The following is a 25,444-nucleotide window of genomic DNA, read 5'->3' on the forward strand; positions in this document are numbered from 1 at the left end:
TGGGCAGGACAGGCTTTCGGTGGAGGGCGTTTTGTTGATGCGCATGAAAGCGGAACGCCTGCTGATCGTCGCCATGCTTGCCGCGGTCGCCGGGCTTGCGCTCGAAGATCGCCTGCTTGAGATGGGGCGCCTCGCAACGCTTCTCGGTGCCGCCGGTCTGGTGGTTGCGATCGTGCTTGCATCGCTGCGGGTGTCGCATCACGCCGAGGTTCTGGCATCCAAGGTCGGCGATCCCTATGGCACGATGATCCTCACGCTCTCGGCGGTGCTCGTCGAAGTCGTCGTTCTGGCGATCATGATGACCAGCGAGACCTCGCCGACGCTGGTGCGCGACACGATCTATGCGGCCGTCATGCTCGACATCAACGGCATCCTGGGCCTTGCAGCCCTTCTCGGAGGTCTGAAGCACGGCGAACAGCCCTATAATGACGATTCCGCCCGCACCTACAGCGTGATGATCCTGACGGCGATGGGGATTTCTATGATCGTGCCGGAATTCGTGCCGGCGGCGAAATGGCATCTCTACTCGGCCTTCACCATCGGCGCGATGATCACGCTCTACGCCCTGTTCCTGCGCATGCAGGTGGGCGTGCACAGCTACTTCTTCAGCTACAGCTATCCGAAGGCGAAGGGCGAGGGGAGCGCGAGAGAGGGCGGCCCCGACCAGCCGGTGTTGCCGTCGATCGTGATCCTGATCCTCGGCATCGTGCTGATCGGTGTGCTGGCGGAAGTGATGTCGTCGCTGCTGACATCGGGCTTGAAAGGGAGCGGTGCACCGCCGGCTGTCACGGCCATCGTCGTCGCGGCGATTTCCGCCTCTCCGGAGATCATGACCGCCATGCGCGCCGCTCTCGCAAATCGCATGCAGGCGGTCGTCAATATCGCGCTCGGCGCTTCGCTTTCGACCGTCATCCTGACGGTGCCGGTGATGGAGGCGATCGCGCTCTATACCGGCCAGCCGTTCCTGATGGCGATGTCGCCGGTGCAGACGGTGATGGTGACGATCACGCTGATCGTTGCCGCGATCAACCTCAATGACGGCCAGACCAACGCCATCGAGGGCATGACGCATTTCGTGCTGTTTGCCACCTTCGTCATGCTCTCGGCGATCGGGCTCTGAACCGGCCGCCGGGCGAGCGTCAGGCCGTCGCCTTTTCCTGCGCCTTCCTGGCGACCACCTCTTCATAGGCGGCCTGGAGCGTGGCGCGCACCCGCGGCGGGCCATCGAGCGGCATCCCCAGATGGTCGTGCCGCAGCTCGTCCATGAAGCGATCCCAGAGCGCAGGGCCGCCGTTCTCCATGAGTTCGGCGCGAATGCTGAGCTCTTCGCTGACCGGCAGGTAGCGCCGTCCCCAGGTACCGAGCTGGGCCATGATCGGCACGAGTGCAATCGTCATTTCCGTCAGGCTGTAGATCGCCTTCTGCTTGTGCGTGGGGTCGTCGCGCTTCGTCAGCATTCCCTGTTCGACCAGCATCTTCAGCCGATCCGCAAGGATATTCGATGAGATACCCTCCTGCGATCGCAGCAGCTCCCGGAAGTGCCGTTTGCCGCCGAAGATCATGTCGCGAATGATCAGCAGGCTCCATTTGTCGCCGAACACTTCGAGCGAAAGATTGATCGGGCAACCCGAGCGCATGTCGTCCTTCATTGGCACCTCTTTAAAACCGCTTGCATTATCGCATCACTGACGCTAACGTTCAACTGATTTCAAAATTATAGCAGTTCACAATCGAAACCAGTTGCGTATAAGCCACCGGTTTCCGACCCAGAGGAGGCAGGACATGACTGACAGATCCGTGGAACATTCGAGCTTCACCATTGAACGCAGCTTCAAGGCGACACCGGTTGAGGTGTTCAGGGCGTTCTCGGAGCCAGCCGCAAAGGAGCGCTGGTTCGTCAACGTCGAAGCCGGGGCGCAGATCACCCACGACTTCCGCGTCGGCGGCCGCGAAAGCGGTCGCTTCAGCGTGGACGACGGGACGACCTATTACGACGATACCGTCTATCTCGATATCGTCGAGAACCGCCGGATCATCTTTGCCTATACGATGACGCAGAACGACAGGCGGATTTCTGCCTCCGTCGCCACGGTCGATATCCAGCCTGCGGGCACCGGCACGCGCCTCGTCTTTACCGAACAGGTGGCCTTCCTCGACGGGCTCGACAAGCTCGAGTACCGCCGCGGAGGCTGGGAAGAGTTGATGGGGGCGTTGGCCAAGGAACTCGGCGAGGCGGTTGCTGCCTGAGCACAACGTTTGGCCGCGCATAGCGATCGATATCCCGGAGGACACGTGCTGGTCCTCCGGGATTTTTTTGCTAGTGCATGGCGGCGATCGCGCTGCCGGCGATGCCGACGGAGAAGAGCGTGAGGCAGACGGCGGCGATCCGGCGCGGCAGGTGCGAAGCCGAAAGACCCTTGGACATCTGCACCAGCAGGGCGCCGGCCCCGATCCAGGTCGACCCGGCGGCGATGACCAGCAGGGAGAAGCCGGCGATCCAGGGCCAGACGGCTGCCAGTCCTGTCTGCGGCAACAGCACCAGGGCGACGATCAGGGCTTTCGGATTGAGCAGCGTCGTGACGAAGACTTGTCGGATGGAGATGACGACACCTTCGCTGCGCTCGGCATCGGTCGTCCAGAGCGCATAGGCGAGGTAGAGAACCCAGCAGGCGGCAATGAGCCTCAGCGCCAGGCCGAGGTTCGGATGGGCGGCAAGGAACGGTGCGAGCAACGCGACGGCGGGAATGATCACCGCGAGATAGCCGCCGAGTTCGCCGGTCAAAAGCGGCAGCGACCGGCGAAACCCGGCCGATGCGCCGGAGAGCCAAAGCAGCGTATTCGTCGGACCGGGCGTCGCGAGCAGGACGAGGGCGGCAAGGGCAAAGGCGAGCGGCTGCATGTCGTTGGGACCCGAGTTTCATGGTCGTTATCGCTGCCTTCTAGCAGCGGCGCAAGCGCCGGTTCTTGATCTCCATCAAGCTTGCTGTCCGATCTGTGGTGCAAGCCACCCCAAGAAATCGCCACAGCGCCGCCCCGACATGCCCCTTCCGCGCCCGTCGCGGCCGCGCTATCAGACGGGCTCCGCCGCTTCTCCTCCCGCCGGCGTGATCGAGGCTCCCATGAACAAGACCGTCCTGTCAGGCATCGTCATGACGACGTTTTCCTATTTCCTGTTTTCGCTGCAGGATGCGTCGGTCAAATGGCTGGTCGTCGGCTACTCGGTCTGGCAGATCCTGTTTACCCGCAGCATCACCATTCTCTTGCTCTGCCTTGTGATCGGTCGCGGCAAGCTGGTGCGCAGCGCCATCTCGTCGCCGGTGATCAAACCGCTCTTCGTGCGCAATCTTTTGCTGCTCGCTGCCTGGCTTTCCTATTTCAACGCGGCGCGCGACCTCGGCCTGGCGGAGATGACCACCCTTTACTACGCCGCGCCAATCATCGTGACGCTGCTTGCTGTACCGATCCTGAAGGAGGACGTGCCGCCGATCCGCTGGTTCGCTGTGTTCATCGGCTTCGTTGGCGTGCTCATCGCCTGCGATCCGCTCGGCACCGGCATGAAACTGTCGCTGCCGGTTTTCCTGGCGCTTATCGCCGCCGTCTTCTGGGCGATCGGCACTGTCATGCTGCGCAAGACGGCACTTCAGGAAACGACCCTGGTGCAGATGACGATCTCCAACGTCTTTTTCATCGGCATGACCGGGCTTGCCGTCGGCTTTTTCTGGACGCCGCCTGCGCTCTTCGACGTCGCGCTGATGGCCGGAACCGGCGTCATCGCCGGCATCGCCCAGTACGCGTTGTTCGAGGGTATGCGCCGGGCACCGATCTCGGTGATCGCGCCGTTCGAATATACCTCGCTCGTCTGGGCCTTCGGACTCGGCTTCCTGATCTGGGGCGACGTTCCGGCCATGAACGTCTTTGCCGGCGCCGGGCTGATCTTTGCGGCCGGCCTGCTGATCATCGTCGGCGAACGACTGGCGCATCGGCGCGCCGGTGCCGCCGCTTAGAGATACGGGACGGACGGAAATCGTCGTCATGCTTTGATGACGAGCGCCTCGGGAACACGGCCGGTCAGCCTGAAGAACATGTGTGAGGTCACGAGCACGTTTGGGTCGGCAAGATGCTGGTCGAGTGCTTCCAGATCGGCATCGAGTTCGGCCTGGCCGATGAAGCCTTCGGCGACAAGCCCGCCGCGGACATTGTCGATGAAATCCCGAAGGATCGGCCGGCGGTCGTGACCCGGCGGATAGACATGCTCGACCGCGTCGACGGATATCGCCTCGATACCGGCGTTCCGGAACAGACGATGCAGCCGGCGACCGATATTGAGGTCGATGCCTCTGGCGGCGGAATAGGCGACATAGGCGGCAAGCAGCCGGTCCCAGGCGGCAAGCGGCGGATCGCAGATATGTCCGAGGAAATCGGCCTCGAAGCTCGCGATCCAGCCACCCGGCCGTACCAATGACACCATTTCGAGCACGATCAGCTCTGGCCGCGGCACGTTGACGAGCACCAGCCGCATATGAGCGCCGTCGAAGGAACGGCGCGGCAGGCCTGTCGCATAGGCATCGCCCTCGCGCACATCCACCTGGGGGAGCGCATGGCCGGCAACGAAACGGCGGGCGAGTTCGACAAAATTCGGATCGCGTTCGATGCCGAGCACCGATCCGTTTGGCCCGACGCGTTTGCCAAGTAGGTGCAGAACCCCACCGGGGCCGCAGCCAAGATCGACGACGCGTTCGCCCGGCCGGATTCCGACCCGTTCGAGCTGCTGGTCGGAATCAGGGGCGAGATTGGCAATCTGTCGTTTCAGGCGTTCTTCTTCGGGCCCGGCGCGCCCAAGAAGATAGAGATCAGGCTCGCTCATGGCGTGTCCCCCTCTGACCTCGCGGAGGATGCGCCTGCGCGCGAAGAGCGTCAATCAGAAGATGCTGATAAGCTTAACGCACGCCGGACGTCATGAAACGTCGCTCGGGAGTTTCTTCATAGATCACAAGACCTTCGCGGCGGTAGAACGCCACCGCCGGATTGGTCGTCAGCACGCTGAGCTGCACGGGCAGGCCGATCGCCCTTGCTTCACCGAGCACTTGGCGAAGCGCGATCGCACCGTAGCCGCACTTCTGGTGACCGGGCGCGACGTAAAGCTTGTTCACCCAGAAATGGTCCTCGCGCCGCGTGACCGATACGCAGCCGACATCCTCGTGCCCCACGGCGATGATGCGATACTCGCCGAGGATGAGTGCATCCGCCAGCCGAGGCCGCCAGCTGCCCCAAAGCGCGATCGCATAGTTGCGCATACAGGCTTCTTCCAGCCAGCGCAGATAGGGTTCGTCGTCGGGGACGGCGGGGCGGAGGGCGGCTTTGGTCATGGCTTCGTCATGGAGTGTGGTTCAATCCGCGCAGGCCTAGCACCACAACCGTAACAGAGTGATGGCGGCCGGGTGGGCGCTAAGCCGGCAAGGGCCTCGAGCAGGCCGGGCTCAAACGAAAACAGGCCCTCGAGGGGGCCTGCTTCCAATGCTATTCAGCGAACCTTACGCCGCCTGTTTCTTCTCGCCGTAGGGGTCGAAGCGGCCGTAGAAGGTCTCGCCGCGTTCGGCCATTTCCTTGAGGAGTGCCGTCGGCTTGAAGTGGTTGCCATAATCCTTGGCGAGCGTCTCGCACATCGTGACGAAGGCCTTCACGCCCATGCCGTCGATGTAGGAGAGCGTGCCGCCGGTGTAGGGAGCAAAGCCGAAACCGAGGATCGAGCCGACGTCTGCTTCGCGCGGATCGGTGACGATGCCTTCTTCCATGGTGCGGGCCGCTTCGAGCGCGATCGTCGCCAGGAACCGCTGCTTCAGCACCTCAACATCGATCTTGTCGGCGTTCTTCTGCGGATAGAGGGTTTTCAGCTCCGGCCACAGATACTTCTTGGCGGGCTTGGCCGGATACTCGTAGAAGCCCTTGCCGTTCTTGCGACCGCGACGGTCGAGATCGTCGACCATCTTGTTGATCAGCGCCAGGTGCTTGGGATCGACGGCCTTTTCGCCGAGGTCGGCGACGGTGGCCTTGAGGATCTTCTGGCTGAGGTCGATCGCCACTTCGTCGTTGAGCGACAGCGGGCCGACCGGCATGCCGGCCATCTTGGCGGCATTTTCGATCATCGCCGGCGGTACGCCTTCGATCAGCATGTCATAGGCTTCGTGGATGTAGCGGAAGACGCAACGGTTGACGTAGAAGCCGCGGGTGTCGTTGACGACGATCGGCGTCTTCTTGATCGCCGCGACATAGTCGAGTGCCACGGCGAGCGCCCTGTCGCCGCTCTCCTTACCGAGGATCACTTCCGTCAGCATCATCTTCTCGACTGGTGAGAAGAAGTGGACGCCGATGAACTGGCCCGGGCGCTTGGAGTTCTTGGCAAGACCGGTGATCGGCAGCGTCGAGGTGTTGGAGGCAAAGATCGCGTCTTCGGCAATCACCGCTTCCACCTTCTCGATCACGTCCTTCTTGACCTGGCGATCCTCGAACACCGCTTCGACGACGAGGCCGGCGGTCTTCAGGTCATTGTAGTCGGCCGAAGGGGTGATACGGGCAAGCAGCGCCTCGCCCTCTTCCTTGGTCAGGCGGCCCTTGCCGATCGAATCCTTGACCAGGCCTTCCGAATGCGCCTTGCCCTTTTCGGCCGCTTCCATGTCGCGGTCGATCAGCGTCACCGCAATGCCGGCAGCAGCCGTCACATAGGCGATCGAGGCGCCCATGAAGCCGGCGCCGACGACGCCGACATGCTTGAATTCGGACTTCGGCACGCCGGCCGGACGACGGGCGCCCTTGCCGAGTTCCTGCATCGAGACGAACAGCGAGCGGATCATCGAGAAGGCTTCGGTCGTTTGAAGGATCTCGGTGAAGTAGCGCTGCTCGATCTTGAGCGCCGTGTCGAACGGTACCTGCAGGCCTTCATAGACGCACTTCAGGATCGCGACGGCGCCCGGATAGTTGCCGTAGGTCTCGCGGCGCAGGATGCCGGAAGCGGCCGGCCAGAGCTGGGCCGAAGCCGGCGTCCAGATGCCGCCGCCTGGAACCTTGTAGCCCTTTTCGTCCCACGGCTGGACCGGCTTCAGGCCGTTCTTGATCATCGCCTTGGCCGCGTCGACCAGCTTGTCGGCATCGACGACTTCATGCACCAGGCCAAGCGCCTTGGCGCGGGCTGCCGTCAGCGACGAGCCTGTCGTCATCATCTGCAGCGCATCCTGCGCATTGGTCAGGCGCGGCACGCGCTGGGTGCCGCCGGCGCCCGGGAAAATGCCGACCTTGACTTCCGGCAGCGCGATCTTGACCGACTTGGAATTCGACGCGACACGGCCGTGGCAGGCGAGCGAAAGCTCGAAGGCGCCGCCCATGCAGGTGCCGTTGATCGCCGATACCCATGGCTTGCCCGAGGTTTCGAGCTTGCGGAAGAGCCCGGTCATGCGGCCAACGAGGTCGAAGAGCTTCTGGGCGGCGTTATCCGGATCCTTCTTCTTTTCTTCCTGCTGGAAGGTGAACATCGACTTGATCATGGAAAGGTCGGCGCCGCCGGAGAAGCTCGACTTGCCGGACGTAAAGACGACGCCCTTGACCGCTGCGTCGGCCGTGGTCTGGTCGACGATGGCGTTGAGCTCTTCCATCACCTCCTGAGTGAAGACGTTCATCGACTTCTCAGGCATGTCCCAGGTGACGAGCGCGATGCCGTCAGCGTCGGTCTCGATCTTGAAATTGGTGTAATTCGTCATGGTTCTCCCCCTCAGTAGAGAATGGGTTCGATCTGCAGCGAGACGTTCGATCCGCCGCTGTAACGTTGCTTGCTGGTGTTGGTGGCGATCAGCCGGCCGTCGCGCTCGACGCGAATGGTGAAGCCCGCGTCGACAGCCTTGTCGAGTTCGGGCTTCGGCACCTGCAGCACGAAGGGCACGCGGGTGGCCTTGCCGTCGCTGACGACCGAAGTCTCGGCGATCAGTTTGGCGGCCACGTCCATCACGCCCTGCTCTTCGAGCCGGATCGTGACGGTGCCGGCCGGAACCGGGCCGCTCGCGACATTGGAGATCGCACCGGTGAGCGTGAAGCTGTCGCCGCCTTCCTCCTCGTCGGAGACGCAGCCCGCGGCTGCAAGCAGCCCCAGGCCCATCACTCCGACAAGGGTGCGGCGCATCACGTCCATGGTCAGACCCTTTCGATGATCGTGGCCGTGCCCATGCCGGCGCCGATGCAGAGCGTGACGAGCGCGGTGTTGAGATCGCGGCGCTCCAGTTCGTCGAGCACGGTGCCGAGGATCATCGCGCCGGTTGCGCCGAGCGGATGGCCCATGGCGATCGCGCCGCCGTTGACGTTGATCTTGTCGTGCGGGATGTCGAAGGCCTGCATGTAGCGCAGCACGACGGCCGCGAAGGCTTCGTTGAGCTCGAAGAGGTCGATGTCCGACAGCTTCATGTCGGCGCGCTTCAGAAGCTTTTCGGTGACGTCGACCGGGCCGGTCAGCATCAGTGCCGGGTCGGAGCCGATGTTGGCGAAGGCGCGGATGCGGGCGCGGGGCTTCAGGCCCATGCTTTCGCCGCCGGCCTTGGAGCCGAGCAACACGGCAGCAGCGCCATCGACGATGCCCGAAGAGTTGCCGGCGTGGTGCACGTAGTTGATCTTCTCAATTTCAGGATGCGCCTGGATGCCGACGGCTTCGAAGCCGCCCATTTCGCCCGGCATCTGGAAGGACGGGTTGAGCGAAGCGAGCGCCTGCATGTCGGTGCCCGGACGCATGTGCTCGTCGCGGTCGAGGATGGTCAGGCCGTTCTGGTCCTTGAAGGGCACGACGGACTTCTTGAAGTAGCCCTGTTCCCAGGCGTGCGCCGCACGCTTCTGGCTTTCGACCGCATAGGCGTCGACGTCGTCGCGGCTAAAACCGTACTTGGTGGCGATCAGGTCGGCCGAAACGCCCTGCGGCATGAAGAAGGCCGGCAAGTTGACCGAGGGGTCCATGAACCAGGCGCCGCCCGACATGCCGAGGCCGACGCGCGACATCGATTCAACGCCGCCGGCAATCACGATGTCGTCGGCGCCTTGGGCGATCTTGGCTGCGCCAAAGTTGACGGCGTCGAGGCCGGAGGCGCAGAAGCGTGAAATCTGCATGCCAGGCGCACGGGTCGAATAACCGGCTTCGAAGGCGGCAGCTTTCGGGATCACCGCGCCTGCGTCCATCACAGGATCGACGCAACCCATGATGATGTCGTCCACGGTCGAGGTGTCGAGGTCGTTGCGGTCACGCACCGCTTCCAGCATCTTGGCTGCCAGGCGAACAGACGGCACTTCGTGCAGCGATCCGTCCTTCTTGCCACGGCCGCGCGGTGTGCGCACGTGGTCGTAAACGAAGACTTTCGTCATGTCTCATCTCCCTTTCGGCAGCACCGTCAGGTGCTGCCCGTCAAAACATTTTAGATCGAACCCGCGGCGGGATTAGAAAGCGGCCGCATCGAGCGCCATCAGCGTGTCGGCGCCGGTTTCGATGCGGGCCTTGCGCAGGGCCGTTTCCGGCAGGATCCTTTCCATGAAGAAGGTCGCGGTGATCAGCTTGTTCTTCAGATAGTCTGCGCGCGCCGTTTCGCCAGAGGCAAGCTTTTCCTCGGCGGTCTTGGCGATCTTCGCCCACATGTAACCAAGGACGACGAGACCGAAGAGGTGCATGTAGTCGGTCGAGCCGGCGCCGGCATTGTCGGGCTTGGCCATCGCGTTCTGCATGAACCACATGGTGGCCGCCTGCAGGTCGTTGAGGCCTTTCTTCAGCGCCTTGGTATAGGCGGCGAGCTTTTCGTTGCTGCGGTTTTCCTCGCAGAAATCGCCGATCTCCTTGAACAGCGCCATGACGGCGCGGCCGCCGTTGAGGCCTAGCTTGCGGCCGACGAGGTCGAGCGCCTGGATGCCGTTGGCGCCTTCATAGATCATCGCTATGCGGGCATCGCGGACATACTGGCTCATGCCGTGTTCTTCGATGTAGCCGTGACCGCCGAACATCTGCTGCGCCATGACGGCATGGTCGAAGCCCTTGTCGGTAAGTACGCCCTTCAGGATCGGCGTCATCAGGCCGAGGACGTCGTCGGCCGTCTGGCGGTCGGCATCATTGTCGGAGCGGTGGGCGATGTCGGACTTGAGCGCGGTCCAGAGCGTGAAGGCGCGGCCGGCTTCGTTGAAGGCCTTGATCGTCATCAGGGTGCGGCGCACGTCCGGATGCACGATGATCGGGTCGGCCTTCTTGTCCGGCGCCTTCGGGCCGGAGAGCGAACGGCCCTGGATGCGGTCGCGCGCATAGTTGGCGGCATTCTGGTAGGCGATTTCAGCAATCGAGAGACCCTGCAGGCCGACGCCGAGGCGCGCCTCGTTCATCATCACGAACATGGCGTTGAGGCCCTTGTTCTCCGTGCCGATGAGATAGCCCTCGGCCTCGTCATAGTTCATGACGCAGGTCGAGTTGCCGTGGATGCCCATCTTGTGTTCGATCGCGCCGCAAGAAACACCGTTGCGTTCGCCCGGCTCGCCGGCGGCATCAAGCTTGAACTTCGGTACGATGAACAGTGAAATGCCCTTCACACCCTCGGGCGCGCCCTCAATGCGGGCGAGCACCAGATGGATGATGTTGTCCGACATGTCGTGTTCGCCGGCAGAGATGAAGATCTTCTGGCCGGAGATCTTGTAGGCGCCGTTGCCGGTGGGCACTGCCTTCGTGCGCAGGAGGCCGAGGTCCGTCCCGCAATGCGGCTCGGTGAGATTCATCGTTCCGGTCCAGGTGCCGGCAACCATCTTCGGCAGGTAGGCCTGCTTCTGCTCGTCCGTGCCATGCACGAGGATCGCGGCGATCGCGCCCTGGGTGAGGCCCGGATACATGGTCAGTGCCATGTTGGCCGACGACATGTATTCGCCGACGGCGGTGTGCAGCGTATAGGGCAGGCCCTGGCCACCGAATTCTTCGGGCACGGCAAGGCCAAGCCAGCCGCCTTCGCGGTAGAGGTCGAAGGCTTCCTTGAAGCCCTTCGGCACGCTGACCGAACCGTCGTCGCGACGCTTGCAGCCTTCCTGGTCGCCGGAAAGGTTGACCGGAAACAGGGCTTCTTCGGCAAGCTTGGCAGCTTCGCCGACGATCGCTTCGATCATGTCGGGCGTCGCATCGGCAAATCCGGGCAGGTTGTTGTAGCGCTCGATGCCGAGCACGTCGTTCAGGATGAAGAGGGTATCGTCGACCGGAGCCTTGTAGATGGGCATTCTTTCCTCGCCTTTGGTGCTTCGGGCTGCCGTCTCTCGTCGTCGACGCCCGGTTGCAGGATGCCGGATGCGCCGCCATCCTCATTGATTCCAGGGCATCGTCTCCCTCCCGTGCTTCCACGGGACAGCGGGATGCTCCAGGGCGGTCTCGCATCGTTGGCCGGATGCTACAAAATTTTGACGTTTGCGTAAACGTCAAAAATTGCGTGTCGTGCAGTTTGGTGGTGTGTGGGGGAGGTCGGCGGCACCGCGGCGCCTCAACTTCGCACGATCCTGCCAAATCGTTAAAAAATCATCCGCAGGTTAACCGCTTGTTTACCACGTTTCGTGAAAGGTGCGTGTTGAGATGGTCAAAGCTGCAACCTGTCCTGGCGTCGCATCGTTGTAGTTTTGCCCGCGTCGGAAGCGCCACAGGGGTGAAGAAAGCAGTTTTCTTCCGTGACGACTTTCGAGATGGCCGACGACAGGGGCGAAGAACAACATGAGCGGATTGCGATCAAATCCTCAGCGCGCAGGCAGCCAGTCCTATAGCGAGCGGCCGTCGCTCGACGCCTTGAACCGCACCATCGAAGGATTGGAGGCGCGGATCGAAGGCCTGATGAGCGGCACGGCCCGCGACCCGGCGCCAAGGCCGCCCGAGCGCCAGCCCGCCCGCGAACCCGTGCGGGAAACGGCCTCGCCCCGCGATGCCGTCGCCGAAATCATGCAGCGCCAGCGCAGCCTCAGCACCTCGCGCGAGCGCCCGACGCTTCGCGACCGGATGCCGCAGCGCGAGCCGGAACGTTATGCCCCCGAACGCCCCGTCTCCGATCGTTACGTCGAAGAGCCGCGCCAGCAACCGCTTCACAGCCAACCTCCGCGGCCCGCCTCCGCGGTCAACGATATCGCCGAAGCGCTTGTCGGTTTGCGCCAGGACCTGAAGCGCGACATCACTGACGGCCTGACGCGCGAGATGAATTCGCTGCGCACCGAAATTCGCGGCATCAAGGCGCAGGCGCAGGATCACAGCTTTGCCGAAGACGTGCGCGGCGACATGCAGCGCCTTGCCGATAGCATCCAGCATCTCGGCCGCCAGGCATCGCCCGCCCAGGCCGATGCGCTGCGCGGCGATTTTGACGACCTGCGCGCGATGATCGACGGTCTCGCGCGCGAAGACAGCATGCGCCGGATGGAAAACCGCTGGAGCGGTGTCGAAGACCGGTTGATCGCCTTTGATCAGAACCGCGACGACGAACTGGTCGCGCTCGCCTATCGCCTGGACGAAATCAAGTTGCAGATCGGCTCGCTCCAGGGAAGCTCCGCCGTCGACGCGCTGGAAGACAAGCTGATCGCCGTCGCCCAGGCGATCGAAATGCTCGGTCGCCAGATCCAGCCGGACGATCGCCGCCTCGTCTCGCAGTTTGCCGATCTCGACAGCCGTCTCGACGAAATCAGCCGCGCCATCGCGGCCAACACTCGCACGACGTCCGGGCTGGATTCCAGCTTTGTCAATCGCCTGGAAAGCCGGCTTGGCGATCTCTCCCGCCAGATCGACAGCCTGTCGCGCCCGAACGACGGTGGGCTCGGTGCGCGCCTCGAAGCCTTGACCGTCCGGGTCGAGGATCTCGCCGGTGAAAAGGCGGCTGCCCGCTTGGAAGAGCGGCTGGACCAGCTGTCGCTGATGATGGAGCGCAGCAGCAGGACCGCGCAGTCAGACCTCAACGATTACCTGTCGGACATTTCCCGCAAGATCGAAGCTCTCGACCAGGGCAGCGTCAACGACGCGCTCGCCGAACGGCTGGACTATCTCGCCCGCCGGATCGACGAGCTTGACACCCATGGCGCCCAGCCCGCTTCCGATCCGCGTTTCGACCGGCTGGAAGATCGCCTGGTCGGTATCGCGCAGCGTCTGGAAGAGACCTACGCCGCGCCGTTCGACGACCGCGCGGCACTTCAGAACCTTGAAGCCCAGATTGCCAACCTGTCGACGCTGGTCAGCCAGCCGCGGGCGGACGTCGCCCAAAGCGCCATGCCCGTCGACTACGAAAGCCGCATGACCGCGCTCGAGGACTATTTCTCGACCAGCGACGAGTACATCGTGGAAGCCGCGCGCCAGGCCGCCGAAGCTGTGATGGAAGCCTATTCCAAGAACGGCCCTTCGCAGGCCTCCGCCGGTGGCGATCTGGCAGCGATCTCGGCGCTTGCCGAAGACTTGAGGACGCTTGAGGACTTGAGCCGCTCCAGCGAAGAGCGGACTGCGCGCACCTTCGAGGCGCTGCACGAAACGCTCGTCCACATTGCCGACAAGCTGGAGCGCATCGAAAACCGCGAGCCGGCAATGGCGGCGCAGCCTGCCATGGCGGTGGTGCGCGAAGCGGCTCAGATGCCGCGCGCCGCACAGCCGGAGTTCCACGACCCCTTCGGTGGCGGCGATCTTGATGATCGCTACGACGACCTGCAGCGCAATGTCCGTGCCCTCCAGGCAGAGGACCAGGCCGTCGCGGTTCAACCCGCCGAACCGGCAACAGCCCTTGCCGACGATGCGCAGATTTCGACCGTCGAGCTCGAAGAAGAGCGCGAGCCGGCTGCCGCCGCCCGCACCGGCCTGCTCGCCGGCCTCACCCGGCGCTTTTCCGGCAAGCGCTCGGAACCGGCGCCGGAACAGGCACGCAAGCTCGTAGAGCCGACCCCGTCGATCGATCCCTCCGAAATGCTCGCGCCGGAAGAAGCGAACCAGCTGCTCGAGCCGGGCTCCGGCGTTCCCGACGTGAAGAAGATCCTGGAACGCGTGCGCGCCGGGCAGATGAACAAGGCAGGCATCCAACCGGCCGATGGCGACAAATCGGACTTCATCGCCGCCGCCCGCCGCGCCGCCCAGCTTGCCGTCGAAGAGACCGACACCCTCAACAAGACCGGCGACAAGGCCGCGACGTCCGGCATCGGCGGCGCCTTCGCCCGCCATCGCCGGCCGATCCTCATGGCCGTCGGCGCCGTTCTTTTGGCGATCATGTCTTACCCGCTGGTCAGCTCGATGCTAAACAAGGACGAGATGCCGGTCGAACCGGTCGCGGTCATCGAGCAGACGGTCACTCCGCAGGCAGCCGAGTTCAAGGCCGCCGACGACCACCTGGTGCAGGGCACGACCGTCGCGGCGCAGGAAGCACCGGTTACCGCGTCTGAGACGGCCGTTGCGACACCGCTCGATTCCGTCGAAACGCCCGTGAAGCCTCCCGAGGCCTCGATCGCGGTGACGGCAACGACCATGCCGACGACCACCTTTGCAACGCCCGAAGACAAGGCGCCGATGCTTGCGCCGGTCGCCGAAACGAAGACGCCGGTCACCGAGTTCCAGCCGGCTCCGGCCGTAGCGACGCCGGTGGCGAACGCTTCGCTCGCCAGCGCGCCGGTCGATGGCGCCGCGATGACCCCGGCGACGACAGCTGCTGCCGCTGTGCCCACCGACGTCGTGTTGCCGGAAGGTTTCGGTCCGGTCGCGCTGGTGACCGCGGCCAAGGGCGGCGACCCGCTCGCCTTCTACGAAATCGCCGTGCGCTTCACCGAGGGCCGTGGTGTTCAGGAAAACATGGCTGAAGCCGCCAAATGGTATCAGCGCGCCGCCGATGCCGGTGTCGTGCCGGCACAGTACCGCCTCGCGACCCTTTACGAGAAGGGCACCGGCGTGACGCGCGACGCGGCGAAGGCGAAGGCGCTTTATATCGCTTCCGCTGGCCAGGGCAACGCCAGCGCCATGCACAACCTCGCGGTGATGCTGGCAAGCGGCCGCGATGGCGCGCCTGACTTCAACGAGGCAACGAAGTGGTTTGCGAAGGCGGCCGAGCTCGGCATCCGCGACAGCCAGTTCAACCTTGCGGTTCTCTATGCCCGTGGCAACGGCGTGCCGCAGGACCTGACGGAATCCTACAAGTGGTTCTCGGCGGCTGCCCGCGAAGGCGATCTCGATGCCGGCGCCAAGCGCGACGAAGTTGCCAAGGCGATGAAGCCGGAGCAGCTCGAAAGCGCCAAGGCCAAGGCGGAAGCCTGGAAGGTTGAACCGGTCGACGCCAAGGCAAACAGCGTCGACGTTCCGGATGCCTGGGTTGGCCCGGCCAACAAGACCGCCAGCGTCGACATGAGCAAGGCGGTCCGCAACATTCAGGCGATCCTCAACAACAACGGCTTTGACGCTGGCAAGGCGGATGGGCAGATGGGCAAGAAGACCGTCGCCGCCATCAAGGCCTTCCAGAAGTCGGTCGGCCAGGAGCCGACGGGCGAAATCACCGAGCAGCTGGTCAAGGAATTGCTGAAACGCAATTCCTGACCCTTGGGTCTTGCGCCGTAATAAAGCCGCAGAGCCGAGCGACACGGGTTGCGGGTGGCGCAGCCATCCGCCATGTGGCTGAAAAGGTTGAAATCTCGGGCTGCTGCATAATTCCTTAATCGGAATCGGGCTAAGGAAGAACCGATGCAGCAATCAAGGTCCGATTCGTGGCCTTGGCACGTCCTGGCGGAAGCGCAACGCTGCAGGAGTGCATGACGGAGGCCGCCTCGCCCTCGGGAGAGGTGCCGGCCCTTCGAATATTCCCTCAATCGTGGTGATTTGATTGCCACACTGACTGGTTCGCCCGCATCGCGGGCCGTTGGCATATCGAGGTCCCGGCGTGTCGATTTATCTGCCCATCGCAGAGTTGTCGGTGAACATACTCATCATTCTCGGTATGGGCGCCGCAGTCGGCTTTCTGTCCGGCATGTTCGGCGTCGGTGGCGGGTTCCTGATCACCCCGCTCCTGATCTTCTACAATATTCCTCCCGTCGTAGCGGTAGCGACCGGTGCCAACCAGGTGGTGGCCTCGTCGATTTCGGGGGCGATCACGCATTTCCGGCGTGGCACGATAGACATCAAGCTCGGCACGGTGCTCTTATGCGGTGGTCTTGCCGGCGCGACCGTCGGCGTCTGGCTGTTCTCGCTGCTGCGTCGCCTCGGCCAGCTCGACCTGGTGATCTCGCTGCTTTACGTCGTGCTGCTCGGCACCGTTGGCGGCCTGATGCTTTGGGAGAGCGTCGTCGCCATGCGCAAGGCGGCCAAGAACCAGCAGACGACCTTGCGTCGCCCTGGCCAGCACAACTGGGTGCATGGCCTGCCCTTGAAGATGCGCTTCAAGAAATCGAAGATCTACCTGAGCGTCATCCCGGTTGTCGCCCTCGGCTTCTGCATCGGCATCCTGACCTCGGTCATGGGTGTCGGCGGCGGCTTCATCATGGTGCCGGCGATGATCTATCTCCTGCGCATCCCGACTAACGTCGTCGTCGGCACGTCGCTGTTCCAGATCATCTTCGTTTCGGCCTACACGGTCATCGTCCAGGCTTCGACCAACTACACCGTCGATATCGTGCTCGCCTTCGTACTGATGATCGCCGGTGTCATCGGTGCCCAATACGGCGTACGCGTCGGCCAGAAGCTGCGCGGCGAACAGCTGCGCGCATTGCTGGCCTTGCTTGTTCTTGCCGTCGGCATCCGTCTGGCAATCGAGCTCATCATTCCGCCGAAGGACGTCTATTCGGTCGTATCCGCGGGGTTCGGTTTCTGATGATCCGCCTCGCCCGCACAGCTCTCGCTCTCCTTGTTCTGGCTTTCGCCGCCCCGGCGCAGGCAGCCATCCAGGACGAGAATGCCGACTTCACCGAGAAGCTGGAGATCGGCATCTCCACCGACGAGATCGCCATCACTTCCGATTTCCGCGGCGCCGACCTGACGATCTTCGGCGCCGTCGACGGCTTCGATCAGGGCCTGCTGGCCCAGGGGCGCTACAACATCGTCGTCAGCCTCGAAGGGCCCAAGGACAACGCGACGGTGCGTAAGAAGGAGCGCGTCTTCGGCATCTGGGTGAACACCAGCTCCATGACCTTCGAGCTAGTGCCTGAATCCTATTCGCTGTCGTCGACGCGCGATATCGAGACGATCGCGCCGCCCGGCGAGATGGGCAACATGGGCATCGGCGTCGACCACATGCGGCTGGTGCCGCTCGGCTTCGTGGGTGACGGCAGCGATCTCGGCGAATTCCGCAACGCCTTCCGCCGCATCCGCGAGACCAGCGGCGTCTACGAGCGCGATCCCGGCGGCGTGCAGTTCATCAGCTCCAGCCTCTTCAAGGCCTCGGTGCGCTTGCCGGCCAACGTGCCGAACGGCGTGCATGTGGTTCGCGCCTATCTCTTCCGTGACGGCGTCTTCGTCGCCGCCAAGGCGCTGCCGCTGCGTGTCGTCAAGACCGGCCTGGAACAGTTCATCACCCAGGCGGCACACCAGCAGCCGCTGCTCTATGGCCTCATGGCCGTGCTGCTCGCCGTCATCACCGGCTGGGGCGCCAGCGTGATCTTCCGCAAGGAATAGTGACGGGCGATCTTCGCCGACGTTTCCTTTTGCGCGCCGGAGCGCTATGGAAAGGCATGCCGAATGCGTTTCATCAGCGCATGCCATGGCAAATAAAAAACAGAGGAAGCTCGATGAAACCGATTTTTGTCCAGTTGCAGTGCGCTCCCGGCAAGACCTACGAGGTTGCCGACGAGATCTACCGCAAGGAGATCGTTTCGGAGATGTATTCGACGAGCGGCGATTACGACCTGATCATCAAGGTCTATATCGAAGAAGGCCAGGACATCGGCAAGTTCATCAACGACAACATTGCCACGGTGCCGGGCATCTCGCGCTCGCTGACGACGCTGACCTTCAACGCCTTCTGATTACCGGCGGATCCCCGGCGCGGGAGAGCCGCGCCGTTTTCCCCGCCCTCTTCAGGCGATGAGATTGGCAAAGCGAACCGAATAGATCCGGTCGCGCCCGAGCATATGGGCGACAAGCTTGCTGCGGTCGAAGAGGCCGGTCATCGCCCGGTGCCTGAGATCGAGCCCGCCAGTGGTGACCCCGAAAGCCGGCATCAGCATGCGCGTGCCATCGGTCGCAAAGCAAGCGCGGCGCACCGCTCTTTCCCGTCTTACCACCGTTGCAGCCGGATGCAGGTGCCCGGCGATCTCGCCGACGGCATCGCCGCGCTTCGGCTCGTGCCGGAAGGTCAGGCCCGCATGGCCGAGTTCGTCCATCGAGGCGCCCGGCAGGCCGAAAGCGCCGTCCGGGTCGTGGTTGCCGTTGATCCAGACCCATTCGCGCCCATGCGCCATGGCGGCAACCATGTGCCGGAAATCATCGGGCATTGCCGCCGAACCGACGCGGTCATCGAAGTTGTCGCCGAGGCTGATGACGAACTTCGGGTCGTGCCGCGCGATCGCCGCTTCAAGCACACGCAGCGTCGCCAGCGTATCGTAAGGCGGCAAAAGCATGCCACGGCGGGCAAAGGCGGAGCCTTTCTCCAGATGCAGGTCGGAGACGACCAGCGTGCCCGTCTCCGGCAGGTAGAGGCTACCGAGCGGATCGCAGATCGCGATGACGCCGTTGACGATTGTCTGCGCATGGAGGAGGGGGGCAGTCGTCTGAGCCGAGAGGGCGTGGGCGAGGCGGTGCATGGTCACGGTCTCGCACATTGTGTTGCGAGGATAGTACCCCCCTCTGGCCGGCAGGCCAGAGGGGGGTAACCCGCCGATATCGACAGACTGCTCATTCTCGAAACCATTTTCCTATCAATCCACATCCAGACCGCCCATCGCCTCGTGGATCAGGTCGTCGGCGGCTTCCGACAGCAGGAAGTCCTGCGCTTCGCCCTGGACCATTTCCTTGCCGATCTCCAGCATGACGGGCACCGCCAGCGGCGAGATCCGGTCGAGCCGTCGATGCGTGATGTGGCCCTTGATTCGCTTCAGCATATCCCCGAGGCGGGCGATGTCCAAAAGCCCCGTCGCCGCATCGTTGCGGGTCGCTTCGAGCAGCAGGTGATCCGGCTCGTGCGCGTGCAATACGTCGTAAATGAGGTCTGCCGAGACCGTCACCTGCCGGCCGGTCTTTTCCTTGCCGGGATGGCGCTGGTCGATGAGGCCGGCGATGACGGCGCAGTTGCGGAAGGTCCGTTTGAGCAGGAAGGATTCGTTGAGCCAGGCTTCGAGGTCGTCGCCGAGCATGTCCTCGTCGAAGAGATCGGCAAGCGCGCCGCGCCTGAGCTCGAAGGTGGCCCCGAGGTCGTCGAGCGCCCAGACCGCCAGCGAGTAATCGGTGGCGACGAAACCGAGCGGTTTCAGCCCGGCGCGATCGAGCCGGCGGGTAAGCAGCATGCCGAGCGTCTGGTGCGCCAACCGCCCTTCGAAGGCATAGATGACCATGTAATGGCGGCTGCCGCGCGGAAAGGTCTCGATCAGAAGCTCGTCCTCGCGCGGCAGCATCGAGACGTCCTTCTGCAAGGACAGCCAGTCGCGCACCTGTTCCGGCAGCGCTGCCCGGCGCGCCGGATCGGCAAGCATCCTGCGGACCTGCTCGGCGAGATAGGTCGACAGCGGAAACTTGCCGCCAGCATAGCTCGGCACCTTGGGATCGAAGGTAAAGGCCTGGCTGACCAGGCACTCGTTTTCGCGGATGCCCTCGAAACGCAGCACCTTGCCGGAGAACATGAAGGTGTCGCCCTGCGAGAGCATTTCGAGAAAGTACTCTTCGACCTTGCCGAGCGGCATGCCGCCGCGGCCAAGCGAGCCGCGGGCGTTGCGCTTGACCAAACGCACGTTCAGCATCGGCGATTCGACGATGGTTCCGACGTTCAGCCGGTACTGTTGCGCCACCAGCGGATTGGAGACGCGATAGAGCCCGTCCTTGGTCTTGCGGATGCGGGCATAGCGCTCGTAGGTCTTCAGCGCATAGCCGCCGGTCGCAACGAAATCGATGACGCGCTCGAAGGTCTCCCAGGCGAGCGTCGCATAAGGCGAGGCGGTGGTGATTTCATCGAACAATGCGAGCGGATCGAAAGGCGCGGCGCAAGCCATGCCGAGCACGTGCTGGGCGAGCACGTCGAGAGCGCCCTTGCCGACGGGTGGCGTGTCCTGCGCGCCGATATAGTTGGCGTCGAGTGCGGCCTGGCATTCCATCACCTCGAAGCGGTTGGCCGGCACCAGGATCGCCTTCGACGGTTCGTCCATGCGGTGGTTGGCGCGGCCGATGCGCTGGGCAAGGCGACTCGCGCCCTTCGGTGCGCCCACATGCACGACGAGATCGACATCGCCCCAGTCGATGCCGAGGTCGAGCGTCGAGGTCGCAACGACCGCCCGAAGGCGGTTCTCCGCCATCGCCGCCTCGACTTTGCGGCGCTGGGCGACGTCGAGCGAACCGTGATGCAGCGCGATCGGCAGGTTGTCGTCGTTGATCGTCCAGAGCTCCTGGAAGAGCAGCTCCGCCTGGCTGCGGGTGTTGACGAAGAGCAGGGTTGTGCCGTGCTCCTTGATCGCTTCGTAGACATCGGCGATGGCGTAGCGTGCCGAGTGCCCGGCCCAGGGCACATGCTCCTCGGTCTTCAGAATGGAGATCTGCGGCTTGGCCCCGCCCTGGACCTGGACGAGACCGGCATGGTTGTGCGCGTCCGGCTCTTGCGGCGCCAGCCAACGCTGCAGATCCATCGGGTCGGCGACCGTTGCCGAGAGGCCGATCGTCTGCAGGCCGGGCGCCAGCCGGCGCAGCCGCGCCAGACCGAGGGAGAGAAGATGGCCGCGTTTGGAGGTGACGAGCGAATGCAGCTCGTCAAAGACGACGTAGCGCAGGTCCTTGAAGAAGCGTTGCGCCTCGCCGTTGGCGAGCAGCAGCGCGAGTTGCTCCGGCGTCGTCAGCAGAATGTCGGGCGGATTGAGTTTTTGTCGCTGACGCTTGGCGGTCGGCGTATCGCCGGTACGGTTTTCGACGCGCACAGGCAGTCCCATTTCGCCGACCGGTTTCATCAGGTTGCGCTCGATATCGACGGCGAGCGCCTTCAGAGGCGAGATGTAGAGCGTGTGGATGCCGACGAAGGCTGCGCCCGGCGGGATCTTGCCGCGCCGGGTGAGATCGACCAGCGAAGGCAGGAAGCCGGCGAGCGTCTTGCCGGCGCCGGTCGGAGCGATCAGCAGCGTGCTTTCCCCGGCCTCGGCGCGGGCGAGCAGCTCCAGCTGGTGCGCACGCGGCCGCCAGCCCTTCTCGCCGAACCAGCGCAGAAAGGGAGCGGGCAGGGTCAGGGCATCGCCCTGCGGCTCTCTGGAATCGATCCTGTTCACGGAGAACAAAGGTAGATCAAATCCGCCAAAAGAGAAGCCTGTCCGATGGGTGCAATCACAGGCATTGACTCTCCGTCTAATCATAGATAAAAATTATCCACGATTAAGGAGCCGCCCATGAAACTCGGTGACGGGGTCGAGCAGGCCATTCACAGCGTGACGATGCTGAGCTGTCTTCAGCCCGGCAGCACCCTGTCGGCGGCCGCTCTTGCCGAGTTCCATGGCGTCTCTACGAGCTATCTCTTGAAGCACCTGCAGGCGATGTCCGGTGCCGGACTGCTGGAGGCAGTTCCGGGTCCTAAGGGCGGTTACCGGCTCGCGAAGACGCCGGAGAAGATTACCTTGCTCGATATCGTACTTGCGGTCGAAGGCCCGGAGCCGGCGTTCCGGTGCAACGAGATCCGGCTGCGCGGTCCCAATCCCTATGCCTGCAAGCCGACCGCGCCCTGCACCATCAATGTCGCGATGCTGAAGGCCGAGCAGGCCTACCGCACCGAACTCAGGCGCGTGACCATCGCCAGCATCCTGGATGACCTCAACGCCAAGGATGACGGCAGCGTATGGGCGCGAACCGAAGCCTTTCTGGCGATCAACGAGCGCAAATCGTCCGCCAGCGCCTGACCCCCATCAACCCGTTAAGCCCAAGGAGAAGACCATGCAGCCGCGTTTCAACTTCGTTCAAGCCGCTCCCGATGCCTACAAGGCCGCGGCCGCCTTCGACAGCTACATCGTCAAGGAATCCGGCCTGGAGCCGCGCCTGATCCACCTGATCAAGCTGCGCGCCTCGCAGATCAACGGCTGCGCCTATTGCATCGACATGCATGTGAAAGAGGCGCGCCACACCGGTATGAGCGAGCAGTGGATTCACCTGATCTGCGCCTGGCGGGAATCGCCGATCTATGACGCGCGTGAGCGCGCCGTGCTCGCGTGGACGGAATCGCTGACCAACCTTGCCCAGACCGGCGCACCCGACGCGGATTTCGAGCCGCTGCGCGCGCACTTCAGCGAGGCTGAAATCACCAAGATCACCATGGCGATCGGCGTCATCAATGTCTGGAACCGTGTCGCTGTCGGCCTGCGCTCGCAGCATCCGGTCGATCAGCCGGTCAAGGCCGCCTGATATCGCGTGAGGAGCTTCCAGCTAGCCCCGAGGTCCGCTTCGGGGCTAGCTGCTCTGCATCCTAGAGCATCCGCGTTCAGATGAACGCACGGCGCTCTAGAGCGCGATGTAACGATCTGCGCGGTGGTTGATGGCCACGAACAGGTTCAAGACGACAGCACCGAGCACCGACCAGGCAACGACGGTGGGCGAAGTCACGCCGAAGGCGAAGACAAGCACGACCATGTCGATCGCAAGCTGCACGAGGCCGGCGCGAATGCCGAAGCGCTCCTGCAGATAGATGCCGAGAATACCGACGCCGCCGAGGCTGGCGCGGTGGCGGTAGAGCGCAAGCAGGCCGTAGCCGAGCAGAAGTCCGCCGAGCAGGGCCGCCCAGGCCGGCTGGATCGTGCCGATCTGGAAGAGGCGCGACTGGATGTCTGTCAGGAACGAGGTCACGCCGATGGCGATGAAGGTTTTGACCGTGAAGGCCGGGCCAAGTCGCTTCAGCGAAAGATAGAAGAACGGCAGGTTGAGCAGGAAGAAGGCGAGGCCGAAATTGATGCCGAAGGCATAGTGCAAGAGGAAGGCGACGCCCGCCGTGCTGCCGGTCAAAAGGCCGGCGCTTGCGAGGAAATAGAGGCCGAGCGCCGCAATCAGGCTGCCGGTAAAGATGCCCTGCAGGTCCTCGACGGCGGAGTGCCGGGTGGGACTGGTGTTCCAGAGACCGAAAACGCTGCTGATCTGGGCCATGGCAAATCCTCGATTGCGATGGCTTGAGCAATGCTGCAATGCACAACAACAATCAAGAAAAATATGTCAGTTATGCTGACCTATTTTTGCGACTCTGCCTTGCGTTTTATGCAGGCTTGCGCGCCAGGAACAGGATGCCGAAGACTGGCTCTCCCGCATCCATGCGGATGACCGTGTGCTCCATGGCCACAAGCTCCAGTCCATGCGTTGCGCAGAGGCCGCGGACATAGGTCTCGCTGTGAGCGTAGCGCAGCGACGGCCGCAGCAGGAACTCCTCCCCATCGCCGGCGTCTTCTACCGAGAACGCAAAATGGCCCTGAGGGGTGAGCAGGCGCGTGGTGATGTCGAAGACACTGTCGAGATTGCCGAGATACATGAGCACGTCGGCGGCGCTGACGAGATCGGCTCGGGCGGTGGCGAAGTTGCCGAAGATGCCGGAAACCTCCGGCGAAAGAGAGAGATCGGCGCGGGCCAGCCGATCGTAGGTGGATTTCGCCTCGGCCTTGGCGAGCATGTTGATGGAGATGTCGAAACCTTCGAGGAACTGTGCCTGATCCCGGATGCGCTCGCCGAAGAGGCCGGTGCCGCACCCGAGATCCGTCACATGCTCGAAGATGAGGCCTCCCGTGTGGCTTTGCCCGATATGGCTTTGAATGAGCGCCGCGAGCTTCTGCGGCACGGTATAATCGAGTTTCTCCACCAGGGCCTTGTCGAAGCGATCGGCATAGTCGTCGAAGAGGCGCTCGACATAGAGGCTCGGGGGCTGTTCGGGCATGGCCGCAGCGCCAAGCAGAGCCAGTTTGAGGCCGGCGCCGAAGATATCCTGGGGGCTGAGCGCCAGCGTTTTCCTCAGCGCTTCGATCGCCGCCTCTTTCCGGCCAGATTTTTCTTCATAGTCCGCGAGCCGAAACCAGCCGGCTGCCCAGTTGGGTGCCTGTTCCAGCGCTTGCGCCATGAGTTCGGCCGCACTTGCGGGCTCGCCGCCCTCGGCAAGCATTTTTGCGTAGTCGGCGCGGCGGTCGGCGATCAGGTCGCCGGAGGAGAGCTGGTTGAGCGTCATCAATGTGAGATGTTGGTTGCGATTAGCGCTTCTGACGCCGGATGCCGCAAAATACAAGCGGAATCTGGCGCGATCGGAAGCGCGGGCCGTGCCCGCCGGGGCCGGTGACTTGCGACGTTGCCGATCGCGGCTTATGTGAAGACAAACAGGAGAAGTTCGCTGATGTCGGACGGAATGAACAGATTCTTGGGTGACTCGCCGCTGCGTGTGCTGGTCAAGCTCATCGTGGTGTCGATCCTCGTCGGCTTCGTGATGAGGATGTTCGGCTGGTATCCGACCGATATCTACTTCGCCGTCCGCAACTTCCTGCTCGACCTCTGGTACACCGGCTTTGCAGCGCTTGGTCGGGTCGGCGACTATCTGCTGCTCGGCGCCGTGATCGTTGTGCCGGCCTTCGTCATCCTGCGCGTCCTGAACTTTCGGCGTTGACGATGCAGGACCGCCTTCTTCTGATCGAACGCCGCGGGCTGCTGCGTGCGACCGCCATCCTCTCGCTCGGCGCACTTGCCGGCTGCACGACGTCCAAGGTGCTGATGCCCGAAAGCGGCACCGGCAGCGACCAGACCGCAGCGAGCCTCGGTTATGTCAACAAGCTGCGCAAGGGCAAGGGCCTGACCGAGCTCGTCGCCGACCATGCGGCGTCCGTCGCTGCGATGAACCAGGCGGCGCGCATGGCCAAGGCCGGCAAGATGCAGCACCTGATCGGCTGGAACGACAGTTTCTACGACCGCATGAAGGGCCAGGGCGTGACGCTTCCGGCCGCCGAAAACATCGCCGTGGGCCAGGACGATGCCGAACGCGCCTATGACGCCTGGTACAGGTCGCCCAAGCATCTCGAAAACATGCTCGGCAATTACCGTGGCCTGGGCGTTGCCGTCGCGCAGAACGCAGCCTCCGGCAACCGTCCGTTCTGGGCGATGGTACTTTCGGGCTGATAGCGTCCACATTCGTATGGAACTGCGCCCCTCATCCCCCTGCCCGGACAATCTCCCCGCAGGCGGGGAGACGGAGGCTTGCCGCGCCCTTCCAATTCACTGTGACTGATATCCGGACTTTCCTTCGGTCGATGCCGGGGGTGACGTTGCGTTCGCCACGTCCCCTCTCCCCGCTTGCGGGGGAGAGGGCTAGGGTGAACG

At 63.5% G+C, this 25,444-nt stretch carries 23 protein-coding genes; 11 read left to right on the forward strand and 12 right to left on the reverse strand.

The window, feature by feature from the left end:
• Positions 1-37 precede the first annotated feature (37 nt).
• Positions 38-1,120 carry a calcium:cation antiporter gene (locus FA04_RS00800; RefSeq protein WP_034797145.1) on the forward strand — a complete coding sequence of 361 codons (1,083 nt, stop codon included), beginning with the start codon at positions 38-40 and terminating at the stop codon, positions 1,118-1,120.
• 19 nt (positions 1,121-1,139) lie between these two features.
• Here FA04_RS00800 and FA04_RS00805 read toward each other — a convergent pair whose 3' ends face one another.
• Positions 1,140-1,649 carry a winged helix-turn-helix transcriptional regulator gene (locus FA04_RS00805; protein ID WP_034797143.1) on the reverse strand — a complete coding sequence of 170 codons (510 nt, stop codon included), beginning with the start codon at positions 1,647-1,649 and terminating at the stop codon, positions 1,140-1,142.
• A 133-nt stretch (positions 1,650-1,782) separates the two neighbouring features.
• Between FA04_RS00805 and FA04_RS00810 the strand changes: the two genes are divergently transcribed.
• Positions 1,783-2,247 carry an SRPBCC family protein gene (locus tag FA04_RS00810; RefSeq protein WP_034797141.1) on the forward strand — a complete coding sequence of 155 codons (465 nt, stop codon included), beginning with the start codon at positions 1,783-1,785 and terminating at the stop codon, positions 2,245-2,247.
• A gap of 70 nt (positions 2,248-2,317) precedes the next feature.
• On the opposite strand, the gene FA04_RS00815 is transcribed toward FA04_RS00810, so the two are convergent.
• Positions 2,318-2,899, reverse strand: coding sequence for a LysE family translocator (locus FA04_RS00815; RefSeq protein ID WP_034797140.1), 582 nt, complete (start codon positions 2,897-2,899; stop codon positions 2,318-2,320).
• A gap of 220 nt (positions 2,900-3,119) precedes the next feature.
• Here FA04_RS00815 and FA04_RS00820 point away from each other — a divergent pair, with 220 nt between their 5' ends.
• Positions 3,120-4,004 (forward strand): DMT family transporter, encoded by an 885-nt coding sequence (locus tag FA04_RS00820; RefSeq protein ID WP_034797139.1) that lies wholly within the window; start codon positions 3,120-3,122, stop codon positions 4,002-4,004.
• A gap of 26 nt (positions 4,005-4,030) precedes the next feature.
• On the opposite strand, the gene FA04_RS00825 is transcribed toward FA04_RS00820, so the two are convergent.
• The 6 genes from FA04_RS00825 to FA04_RS00850 all read right to left on the reverse strand — a co-directional run bounded on the left by FA04_RS00825 (position 4,031) and on the right by FA04_RS00850 (position 11,253).
• Positions 4,031-4,864, reverse strand: coding sequence for a methyltransferase domain-containing protein (locus FA04_RS00825; RefSeq protein ID WP_034797138.1), 834 nt, complete (start codon positions 4,862-4,864; stop codon positions 4,031-4,033).
• 73 nt (positions 4,865-4,937) lie between these two features.
• The gene (locus FA04_RS00830; RefSeq protein WP_034797137.1) at positions 4,938-5,366 is read right to left on the reverse strand and encodes a GNAT family N-acetyltransferase; all 429 of its coding nucleotides are present in this window, start codon (positions 5,364-5,366) and stop codon (positions 4,938-4,940) included.
• A gap of 165 nt (positions 5,367-5,531) precedes the next feature.
• Positions 5,532-7,748 (reverse strand): FAD-dependent oxidoreductase, encoded by a 2,217-nt coding sequence (locus FA04_RS00835; protein ID WP_034797136.1) that lies wholly within the window; start codon positions 7,746-7,748, stop codon positions 5,532-5,534.
• A gap of 11 nt (positions 7,749-7,759) precedes the next feature.
• Positions 7,760-8,173: a YbaY family lipoprotein gene (locus tag FA04_RS00840; protein ID WP_034797135.1), complete on the reverse strand. Its 414-nt coding sequence runs from the start codon at positions 8,171-8,173 to the stop codon at positions 7,760-7,762.
• Positions 8,174-8,175: 2 nt separating this feature from the next.
• A complete protein-coding gene (locus tag FA04_RS00845) occupies positions 8,176-9,384 on the reverse strand; it encodes an acetyl-CoA C-acetyltransferase (RefSeq protein ID WP_034797134.1) in 1,209 nt (402 codons plus the stop codon).
• Positions 9,385-9,456: 72 nt separating this feature from the next.
• Positions 9,457-11,253, reverse strand: a complete 1,797-nt coding sequence (locus tag FA04_RS00850) for an acyl-CoA dehydrogenase C-terminal domain-containing protein (RefSeq protein ID WP_034797133.1) — start codon at positions 11,251-11,253, stop codon at positions 9,457-9,459.
• Positions 11,254-11,734: 481 nt separating this feature from the next.
• Here FA04_RS00850 and FA04_RS00855 point away from each other — a divergent pair, with 481 nt between their 5' ends.
• From FA04_RS00855 to FA04_RS00870, 4 genes are all read left to right on the forward strand, one after another.
• Positions 11,735-15,550 carry a peptidoglycan-binding protein gene (locus FA04_RS00855; protein ID WP_034797132.1) on the forward strand — a complete coding sequence of 1,272 codons (3,816 nt, stop codon included), beginning with the start codon at positions 11,735-11,737 and terminating at the stop codon, positions 15,548-15,550.
• Between the two features lie 340 nt (positions 15,551-15,890).
• Positions 15,891-16,817, forward strand: a complete 927-nt coding sequence (locus FA04_RS00860; protein WP_034797131.1) for a sulfite exporter TauE/SafE family protein — start codon at positions 15,891-15,893, stop codon at positions 16,815-16,817.
• Positions 16,817-17,617 carry a TIGR02186 family protein gene (locus FA04_RS00865; RefSeq protein ID WP_034797130.1) on the forward strand — a complete coding sequence of 267 codons (801 nt, stop codon included), beginning with the start codon at positions 16,817-16,819 and terminating at the stop codon, positions 17,615-17,617. Before FA04_RS00860 ends, FA04_RS00865 begins: the two co-directional genes overlap by 1 nt.
• 113 nt (positions 17,618-17,730) lie before the next feature.
• Entirely contained in the window at positions 17,731-17,967 is a 237-nt protein-coding gene (locus FA04_RS00870; protein WP_034797129.1) for an Lrp/AsnC ligand binding domain-containing protein, read from the forward strand.
• A gap of 51 nt (positions 17,968-18,018) precedes the next feature.
• Here FA04_RS00870 and pdeM read toward each other — a convergent pair whose 3' ends face one another.
• Positions 18,019-18,744 carry a ligase-associated DNA damage response endonuclease PdeM gene (gene pdeM / locus FA04_RS00875; RefSeq protein ID WP_034797601.1) on the reverse strand — a complete coding sequence of 242 codons (726 nt, stop codon included), beginning with the start codon at positions 18,742-18,744 and terminating at the stop codon, positions 18,019-18,021.
• Between the two features lie 114 nt (positions 18,745-18,858).
• Positions 18,859-21,405, reverse strand: a complete 2,547-nt coding sequence (locus FA04_RS00880; protein WP_034797128.1) for a ligase-associated DNA damage response DEXH box helicase — start codon at positions 21,403-21,405, stop codon at positions 18,859-18,861.
• A gap of 108 nt (positions 21,406-21,513) precedes the next feature.
• Between FA04_RS00880 and FA04_RS00885 the strand changes: the two genes are divergently transcribed.
• Both FA04_RS00885 and FA04_RS00890 read left to right on the forward strand, forming a co-directional pair.
• Positions 21,514-22,017 carry an Rrf2 family transcriptional regulator gene (locus tag FA04_RS00885; protein WP_034797127.1) on the forward strand — a complete coding sequence of 168 codons (504 nt, stop codon included), beginning with the start codon at positions 21,514-21,516 and terminating at the stop codon, positions 22,015-22,017.
• A gap of 34 nt (positions 22,018-22,051) precedes the next feature.
• Positions 22,052-22,516, forward strand: coding sequence for a carboxymuconolactone decarboxylase family protein (locus tag FA04_RS00890; RefSeq protein WP_034797125.1), 465 nt, complete (start codon positions 22,052-22,054; stop codon positions 22,514-22,516).
• A 96-nt stretch (positions 22,517-22,612) separates the two neighbouring features.
• Here FA04_RS00890 and FA04_RS00895 read toward each other — a convergent pair whose 3' ends face one another.
• Positions 22,613-23,248: a YitT family protein gene (locus FA04_RS00895; protein ID WP_034797123.1), complete on the reverse strand. Its 636-nt coding sequence runs from the start codon at positions 23,246-23,248 to the stop codon at positions 22,613-22,615.
• A 106-nt stretch (positions 23,249-23,354) separates the two neighbouring features.
• Entirely contained in the window at positions 23,355-24,308 is a 954-nt protein-coding gene (locus FA04_RS00900) for a methyltransferase (RefSeq protein WP_034797121.1), read from the reverse strand.
• Between the two features lie 162 nt (positions 24,309-24,470).
• On the opposite strand from FA04_RS00900, the gene FA04_RS00905 reads away from it, so the two are divergent.
• Positions 24,471-24,737: a DUF6460 domain-containing protein gene (locus tag FA04_RS00905; protein ID WP_034797119.1), complete on the forward strand. Its 267-nt coding sequence runs from the start codon at positions 24,471-24,473 to the stop codon at positions 24,735-24,737.
• A gap of 2 nt (positions 24,738-24,739) precedes the next feature.
• Positions 24,740-25,243, forward strand: coding sequence for a CAP domain-containing protein (locus tag FA04_RS00910; protein ID WP_034797109.1), 504 nt, complete (start codon positions 24,740-24,742; stop codon positions 25,241-25,243).
• Positions 25,244-25,444: the final 201 nt, after the last annotated feature.

Source organism: Ensifer adhaerens, assembly GCF_000697965.2.
GTDB lineage: Bacteria > Pseudomonadota > Alphaproteobacteria > Rhizobiales > Rhizobiaceae > Ensifer > Ensifer adhaerens.

Coding starts and splice junctions, on each gene's coding strand:
- FA04_RS00800 (WP_034797145.1), top strand. CDS start 38: ATGCGCATGAAAGCGGAACGCCTGCTGATCGTCGCCATGCTTGCCGCG.
- FA04_RS00840 (WP_034797135.1), bottom strand. CDS start 8,173: ATGGACGTGATGCGCCGCACCCTTGTCGGAGTGATGGGCCTGGGGCTG.
- FA04_RS00890 (WP_034797125.1), top strand. CDS start 22,052: ATGCAGCCGCGTTTCAACTTCGTTCAAGCCGCTCCCGATGCCTACAAG.
- FA04_RS00820 (WP_034797139.1), top strand. CDS start 3,120: ATGAACAAGACCGTCCTGTCAGGCATCGTCATGACGACGTTTTCCTAT.
- FA04_RS00830 (WP_034797137.1), bottom strand. CDS start 5,366: ATGACCAAAGCCGCCCTCCGCCCCGCCGTCCCCGACGACGAACCCTAT.
- FA04_RS00855 (WP_034797132.1), top strand. CDS start 11,735: ATGAGCGGATTGCGATCAAATCCTCAGCGCGCAGGCAGCCAGTCCTAT.
- FA04_RS00865 (WP_034797130.1), top strand. CDS start 16,817: ATGATCCGCCTCGCCCGCACAGCTCTCGCTCTCCTTGTTCTGGCTTTC.
- FA04_RS00825 (WP_034797138.1), bottom strand. CDS start 4,864: ATGAGCGAGCCTGATCTCTATCTTCTTGGGCGCGCCGGGCCCGAAGAA.
- FA04_RS00810 (WP_034797141.1), top strand. CDS start 1,783: ATGACTGACAGATCCGTGGAACATTCGAGCTTCACCATTGAACGCAGC.
- FA04_RS00895 (WP_034797123.1), bottom strand. CDS start 23,248: ATGGCCCAGATCAGCAGCGTTTTCGGTCTCTGGAACACCAGTCCCACC.
- FA04_RS00815 (WP_034797140.1), bottom strand. CDS start 2,899: ATGCAGCCGCTCGCCTTTGCCCTTGCCGCCCTCGTCCTGCTCGCGACG.
- FA04_RS00850 (WP_034797133.1), bottom strand. CDS start 11,253: ATGCCCATCTACAAGGCTCCGGTCGACGATACCCTCTTCATCCTGAAC.
- FA04_RS00900 (WP_034797121.1), bottom strand. CDS start 24,308: ATGACGCTCAACCAGCTCTCCTCCGGCGACCTGATCGCCGACCGCCGC.
- FA04_RS00835 (WP_034797136.1), bottom strand. CDS start 7,748: ATGACGAATTACACCAATTTCAAGATCGAGACCGACGCTGACGGCATC.
- FA04_RS00805 (WP_034797143.1), bottom strand. CDS start 1,649: ATGAAGGACGACATGCGCTCGGGTTGCCCGATCAATCTTTCGCTCGAA.
- FA04_RS00905 (WP_034797119.1), top strand. CDS start 24,471: ATGTCGGACGGAATGAACAGATTCTTGGGTGACTCGCCGCTGCGTGTG.
- FA04_RS00910 (WP_034797109.1), top strand. CDS start 24,740: ATGCAGGACCGCCTTCTTCTGATCGAACGCCGCGGGCTGCTGCGTGCG.
- FA04_RS00870 (WP_034797129.1), top strand. CDS start 17,731: ATGAAACCGATTTTTGTCCAGTTGCAGTGCGCTCCCGGCAAGACCTAC.
- FA04_RS00845 (WP_034797134.1), bottom strand. CDS start 9,384: ATGACGAAAGTCTTCGTTTACGACCACGTGCGCACACCGCGCGGCCGT.
- pdeM (WP_034797601.1), bottom strand. CDS start 18,744: ATGCACCGCCTCGCCCACGCCCTCTCGGCTCAGACGACTGCCCCCCTC.
- FA04_RS00885 (WP_034797127.1), top strand. CDS start 21,514: ATGAAACTCGGTGACGGGGTCGAGCAGGCCATTCACAGCGTGACGATG.